The organism is Peptoniphilus genitalis (assembly GCF_023614525.1).
Taxonomy (GTDB): Bacteria; Bacillota; Clostridia; order Tissierellales; family Peptoniphilaceae; genus Peptoniphilus_A; species Peptoniphilus_A genitalis.
Genome location: NZ_CP097885.1, coordinates 423,412 through 430,000, shown reverse-complemented (window position 1 = coordinate 430,000; position 6,589 = coordinate 423,412). Strand labels below are relative to the sequence as shown.

5 protein-coding genes (1 of these 5 cut by a window edge) are annotated in these 6,589 nt (G+C 29.8%); 3 read left to right on the top strand and 2 right to left on the bottom strand.

The features are described from left to right. Both M9426_RS02065 and M9426_RS02060 read right to left on the bottom strand, forming a co-directional pair. Positions 1-1,184, bottom strand: partial view of a relaxase/mobilization nuclease domain-containing protein gene (locus tag M9426_RS02065; protein ID WP_250342306.1) — the 5' portion only. The gene continues 148 nt to the left of window position 1, outside the view; the window shows 1,184 of its 1,332 coding nt (coding positions 1-1,184); its start codon is at positions 1,182-1,184; the stop codon falls past the left edge of the window. Position 1,185: 1 nt separating this feature from the next. Further along, complete coding sequence (locus tag M9426_RS02060; protein ID WP_250342305.1) at positions 1,186-1,542, bottom strand: plasmid mobilization protein; 357 nt, start codon at positions 1,540-1,542, stop codon at positions 1,186-1,188. Between the two features lie 346 nt (positions 1,543-1,888). Between M9426_RS02060 and M9426_RS02055 the strand changes: the two genes are divergently transcribed. The 3 genes from M9426_RS02055 to M9426_RS02045 are packed head-to-tail and all read left to right on the top strand — an operon-like array spanning position 1,889 to position 6,373. After that, positions 1,889-2,485, top strand: a complete 597-nt coding sequence (locus M9426_RS02055; RefSeq protein ID WP_250342304.1) for a TetR/AcrR family transcriptional regulator — start codon at positions 1,889-1,891, stop codon at positions 2,483-2,485. Between the two features lie 23 nt (positions 2,486-2,508). Further along, the gene (locus M9426_RS02050; RefSeq protein ID WP_250342303.1) at positions 2,509-4,983 is read left to right on the top strand and encodes a PEP/pyruvate-binding domain-containing protein; all 2,475 of its coding nucleotides are present in this window, start codon (positions 2,509-2,511) and stop codon (positions 4,981-4,983) included. A 1-nt stretch (position 4,984) separates the two neighbouring features. After that, positions 4,985-6,373, top strand: coding sequence for an MATE family efflux transporter (locus M9426_RS02045; RefSeq protein ID WP_250342302.1), 1,389 nt, complete (start codon positions 4,985-4,987; stop codon positions 6,371-6,373). Positions 6,374-6,589: the final 216 nt, after the last annotated feature.

Here is a 6,589-nt window from a genome sequence, read left to right as displayed (position 1 = left end):
GTGTTTGGTAGTTTTTTATAATTTTCTAAGATTTCTTTAGCGGCTATTTTATAGACTGAAAGCTCACTATAATATTCTTCTACAAATTGCTTATCTTCAGGATTTTTCTTGTGGTATTTATATATTTCACGATATTTATTTATAGTATTTATATTTTCCATATCTTGGGATAAACTCTTCATTTCAGTTTCAATTTTCTTTATTTTATCTAACAAGTCTTGTCTATCATCAGCAGATTTTTTGATCAGCTCATCGAGTTGAGTGATTGAATTGATTCCTTGTTCTCTAAGTTTAATTATTGAATCAGCCATTGTTTTTATATTATGTTTTCTTGCCCATACTTCATAACCTTTTGAGGATTGAGCTTTTTCATTAGTAGATATATCAATAACATTTCCTACACGTTTTTTAATAGTATTAGCTTTGTTTTTAATAGCTAAATCTATTCTTTCTTTGATTTTTTCTTCGGTATAATCTTCTCCGATAGTCTTAGCTCTTGTAAATCTTTGTTTATCTTTATGGCGAAAAGCAATGTGTTTACCAAACTTAGTTTCATAATCAAGAGATTTCATGTTTTCTAAAAATTCTTCCCACGAGTTAGACTTATTAATCATTCTATCTATATCAAATTGCAGCTTAGATTTCCAGGAGTTTCCTTTCTTGTTTTGGTCATATTCATACCAAGATTTACCCGCAGTTTTATATTTTCTTTTGTAAGCTTCATAATATTTATCAATGACTGAAAGCTTATTTTCTTTACATAATTCATCACTTTGATACCTAATTTTGTGGTAAGATTTTTTATTAGATTGGTAGCATTTACCAGTCTTGTAATTAACATTATTAAAAATAATATGGTTATGGATATGACCTCTATCTATATGAGTTGCAAGAACAAATTCATAATCTTCTTTTAAAATTTTCTTACATAATTCCATTCCTATTTCATGTGCTTTTATAGGATCAACCTCTCCTGGTAGAAAAGATTGAATTAAATGTCTAGCCAAAACTGTACCTTTAGTATCATTGTCTTCTCGTGTTTTCATAAATTGAATATGGGCAGTAGATGGATGACAATTAAAGGAAGATACCAAGATTTTTTCATCAGTTTTTTCACTCTTAGTTATATAGTCTATTGCCAAATTTATAGTTGATTTTATTGGATGTATTTTTGTAATTGCCATACTAATCACCAGAACTTTCTTTTGATTTATTAAGAAGTAGGGAATGGATCTGCCATATTTCTCTTGATAATTTTTCTATCTGTTTATTCATTGATTCAATTTCATTTTTGTAAATAACACCAGTTGTATTAGTAGCTTTTGCAATCTGGTTTATATTATTTGTTGCATTTGAAAGTAGCCATTGTAGGTTTCTAAATGGTTCTAAATCTACAACATAAATCTCTTTTTCCAATACACATTTTCTAAGAAAGTGGGACATAGTTTTGCAATTTGCAAGTTTTCGTTTCTCTTCAAAAATAGCCTTTTCTTCTTTGGTTAGCTTAATTTCAAGTCTTTCATTTCGTATTCTATTTGCCATAGATAATTCCTCCTTTAGATGTATTTCGGGGTCTTAGGGATCTCCCTAACAAGCTAAAAATTGATAAAAAAAGAAGCAGACCCCAGAGGGCTGCTTCGTCAATTTTCCGTAAGTGTCCGTACACTTACTGTGCTTGCTACATAGGAATAAATTAGATATCAAGCGTTAAGCAAGTTTTGAATTTATAGCTATATTATACCAAATTATAATGATGTATTCAATTTGAAGCCATCTGTGAATATAAAAAATAATATTCATTGACATATACAGGAAGAAGAGTTATAATATCTATGAATAAAAATTGTAAAATTCATAGACAAAAAAACCACTCTCGGAGGATAAAAATATGGGAAAGGCATTTACAGAAGAAGAAAAGATAAAAATTAAAGAAAGTATTATGGAAACAGCTCTTGATTTATTTCATGATAAAGGGACAAAATCACTTAGCATTTCGGAATTGACAAAAAGAGTCGGAATAGCTCAAGGGAGTTTCTATAATTTTTGGAAAGATAAAGAATCTCTTGTCATTGATTTAATGGCATATAGATCAATACAAAAATTGGAGAACATTGAAAAAGAATTTTCAAATTCACTTACGAATCCTAAAAAATTCCTTTCAGAGGTAATTTTTAAGTATTCAATAGACATGACTGAGAAAATTAGAAATCAGCAAATTTATCAAGAGGCATTTAGAATATTTGCGAGTCAAGATTCAAAGAAAGTGAATAGAGTAGAAAATCTATATGGGGATTTTTTGAATAGGTTAATAGATTATTGGTACAAAAACAATGTAGTAAAAAGCGTAGATAAGCAAGGTTTATCAAATGCCTTTGTTGGAAGCTTTGTTCTATGTTCAAATTATTTCCATTTTAATGAAGATACATTTGAGGAAGTACTTAATATTTATATACAAAGCATTGTTTTTAAATATATAGAAATTTAATTGTAAAAAGGAAGGTGATAGAAATGATTCTGGATTTTAATGAGATAAAAAAGGAAGATGTATTAATTGTTGGAGGTAAGGGAGCTAATCTTGGAGAAATGACTTCGGCTAAAATAAATGTTCCAAGTGGTTTTGTTATAACAGCAGATACATATAGAGATTTTTTAAAAGTAAATGCTATTGATAGCCTCATTGAAAATGGAATTAAAAAATCAGCAGATGATGAAAAAATACTTCTAAATGAAGCTGAGCATTTTAGAGGAAAGATAAAGTCTGGGAAATTTCCTGAGCAATTGGAAAATGCAATAAGAGAAAAATATTTTAATCTTGGAAATAATACAAGAGTTGCAGTGCGTTCTTCAGCAACGGCAGAAGATTTACCGGATGCCAGTTTTGCAGGGCAACAAGAAACTTATTTAAATGTTCAAGGTATTGAAAGTGTATTAAATGGGGTGCGTAATTGTTATGCTTCACTTTGGGGGAATAGAGCTGTAAGCTATAGATTTCATCAAGGTTATGATCAAACTTCAGTTTCTATTGCAGTTGTTATTCAAGAAATGATAGAGAGTGAAAAATCAGGAGTTTTATTTACTGTAAACCCAGTAAACAAAAAAGAAAATGAGATGCAAATAAATGCAAGCTTTGGCTTAGGAGAAAGCGTTGTAAGCGGAAGAGTTACAGCGGATAGCTACATTATTGACAAATCAGGAAATATAATCGAAGTAAATATTGGAAGCAAGGAAACTCAGATTATATACGGGGATAAGGAAACTGTTGAAGTATCGGTAAACTCTGATAAAAGAAAAACTCGTGCATTAAATGATAGAGAAATACTTGAACTTATGAAGTGCGGTTTAGAGATTGAAAAACACTATGGTATGCCTATGGATATTGAATGGGCTATCAAAAATGATATTGTCTATATTTTACAAGCGAGAGCGATTACCACATTAAAAAATTCCAAGAATGATATAACTGACAATGATTTAATAGAGAAGTATATAAAGGGTAAAAAAATCAAAAAGGATACACAAGAAGTAATGTCATTCTTTTTAGAAAAAATGCCTTTTGCACATAGAGTCCTTGATTTCGATTATTTGATGGCAATTAATGATCAGAAAGTAAACATTTTGTCAGAAGGTGGAATTATTTTACCAAGAAATCCAATTATAGATGATGATGGTATACAAACTTTTTCTGATGACGGAAAGCGAATTGGAAAGAATATTTTTAAATTTTTTAATATTTTAAAGAACATGAAAGATTTTGAGTTCTGTTATAAGAAGTGCAAAGATTTTATGAATATATATGAAGTTGAAATAGAAGAAATCAAGCACTTAAATTTTGAAAATATGACATTAACGGAGTGTGGAAATTTTTTAGAAGAAAGTTATGTTCTTTTGCAAAAGCTTGCTTATGATAGATTCAAATATGCATTATTTCCATCAGTTTTAAATAGCAAGAAATTTACCAAAATAATAAAAAAAGTAAATAGCAATTATTCATCATTTGATTTTTATTGGGACTTAGATAATAAAACATCAGTGGTTACAAATGATGTCTATAAAATGGCTCGTGAGATAAGAAAAAATGAAGCTTTAAAAAAAGCAATAATTTCCGGAGATAATTTTAAGGAATTATATAAAAAGTATAACGATTTTAAGAATATATCAGATGAGTTTATGAAAGATAATGGTTTTAAATCTGATTATAATTGTTATTGTTTATCTGCAAAAACATTTCTTGAGGATCCTGATAGGCTGATAAATATATTACGACCTATATTAAATGAAAATAGTAATGAAAGTAACGATATAAAGGATTTTTCTAAGCTTATGGAGAGCGTAAAGGAAATCTATGGTAGAAAGTATCAGGATGTAGAAAAACAGATAAAATATTTTAGATATTTTCATGTGGTTCGTGAAGAAAGTCAATATTTGTGGGAAACACTATTTTATTATGTGAGAAAGTGTGTTAGAAGAATTAACTTTATACTCTTGGGTGATGAAAATATAGAAACTGGAGTGGCTAATCTTTTTCATAAAGAATTGTTGGAAGTAATTAACAGAGGTAATTTAAATGAATCAGATAAGGAAAAAATAAATAGGAGAAACGAAAAATTTAATTTAGCAGTAAAAGTTTGGGAAGCTTCAAAGTTATTGATTTTTAAAACAGATGGTGATGTCTTAAAAGGAGTAAGCGGAAGCACTGGCATTGCAGTTGGAAAGGTGTGTCTAATAAATAGTCCCAAAGAATTTTATAAAATGAAAAAAGGAGATATATTAGTTTGTCATCTTACAGATCCTGAATGGACTCCATTATTTAAGCTGGCAAGTGCTGTTGTGGCAGATACAGGTTCTGCTTTGAGCCATGCTGCAATTGTTGCAAGAGAATATAATATACCGGCAGTTCTTGGAGTTGGTTTTGCAACTACCAAATTCAAAGATGGAGATACCATACAAGTAGATGGTAATACCGGCGAGGTCAAAGGTTGCTGATATGAAATCAAAAAATCAAATAGATCAAAAAGAATTGAGAAGGCAAAAGATTTTAAGTGAACCACTTTTACCTTTGATAGTAAAAATGTCTGTTCCGACAATTGTGGGTATGCTAATTATGGTTATTTATAGTTTGACAGACACATTTTTTGTCGGACTTTTAAATGATAAATCGATGACAGCCGCTATTGGTGTTGTTTTTAGCTTCGTGAGTATTATTCAGGCTATTGGTTTTTGGTTTGGATATGGTAGCGGTAATATTATGTCTAAAAAACTTGGAGAACAAGATGAAGAAGAGGCAACAATTATTTCTTCCATAGGAATAGCCTTTTCTATTATAAGTGGATTTTTGATAGCTATACTGTCGTGGATTTTTATATCAGACTTGACAAAGTTCATTGGTGGGAATGCTTCTGTTAATTTATTTAAATTTACTACTCAGTATATAAAGGTGATTATAATAAGCGTTCCATTTAGTCTGTATTCAATTACTATTTATAATCAATTACGACTTTGTGGAAATGTAAAAGATGGAATGATAGGTTTGCTTTTAGGAATGTTTAGCAATATGATTCTTGATCCTGTATTTATGTTTATATTCAAGTTCGGGTTTGTTGGAGCTGGATATGCAACTTTGACAGGTCAAATAATTGCGTGTATTGCACTTACCATGTTGGCAAAAGGAAATGGTAATATTCCTGTTTCTTTGAAAAAAGTCAAATGTAGTAAAGAACGCATATACCATATTCTTGTAGGAGGAATGCCTAACTTTTCAAGGCAAGTAATTACAAGTGTTTCTCTAATTTTATTGAATAGAGTTGCAGCAAGCTTTGGGGACAGTATTATTGCAGCCTTAACCGTTAGTTCAAGAATAGTTGCCATAGCTTATATGATTATGATTGGATGGGGGCAAGGGTTTCAACCTATTTGTGCAATGAATTATGGTGCAAAAAAATATGGCAGAGTTAGATCAGCATTTAATTTGACAGTTGTTGTTGGAACTATATTTTTGATTATATCAGCAGTGATGCTATATATTTTTTCGGAACATTTTGTTATTGCGATGTCTAAAGATAGTGAAGTTATTTCTATAGGAGTGCAACTACTTAGAATGCAATGTATAACAATCCCATTGTTAGCCTATTATGCGATAAGTAGTATGTTGATGCAAAACATAGGTAAATATTTTTGGTCGTTGATAATTTCGATTTCAAGGCAAGGCATTTTCTACATCCCTCTTTTATATGTACTTACTAATTTATACGGGAAGTTTGGGATATATTTGCTCCAACCAATAGCGGATATTTTGTCATTTGTTTTAGCTGTTATTGTTGTTTATAAAATAAAAAATGAACTAAAAAACGAAGGGAATATACATTATATGAATTAGCAACAGGTTGAATAGTTGGAGGAAATTACTATGTATTATTTTAGGTCTAATGCTTATATAGAAAAAATTTACAGATCTTTTTGATATTAGTAATTACTATAAAAAATCAAATTTAAAATATAGAGAAAAAGCAAGATTCTTTCATTTAAGAGGACTTTTTATGCCAAGATGCAGGAGTCCTCCTTTTTTTGTCTAAAAACGCAGACAAAAAAAGAA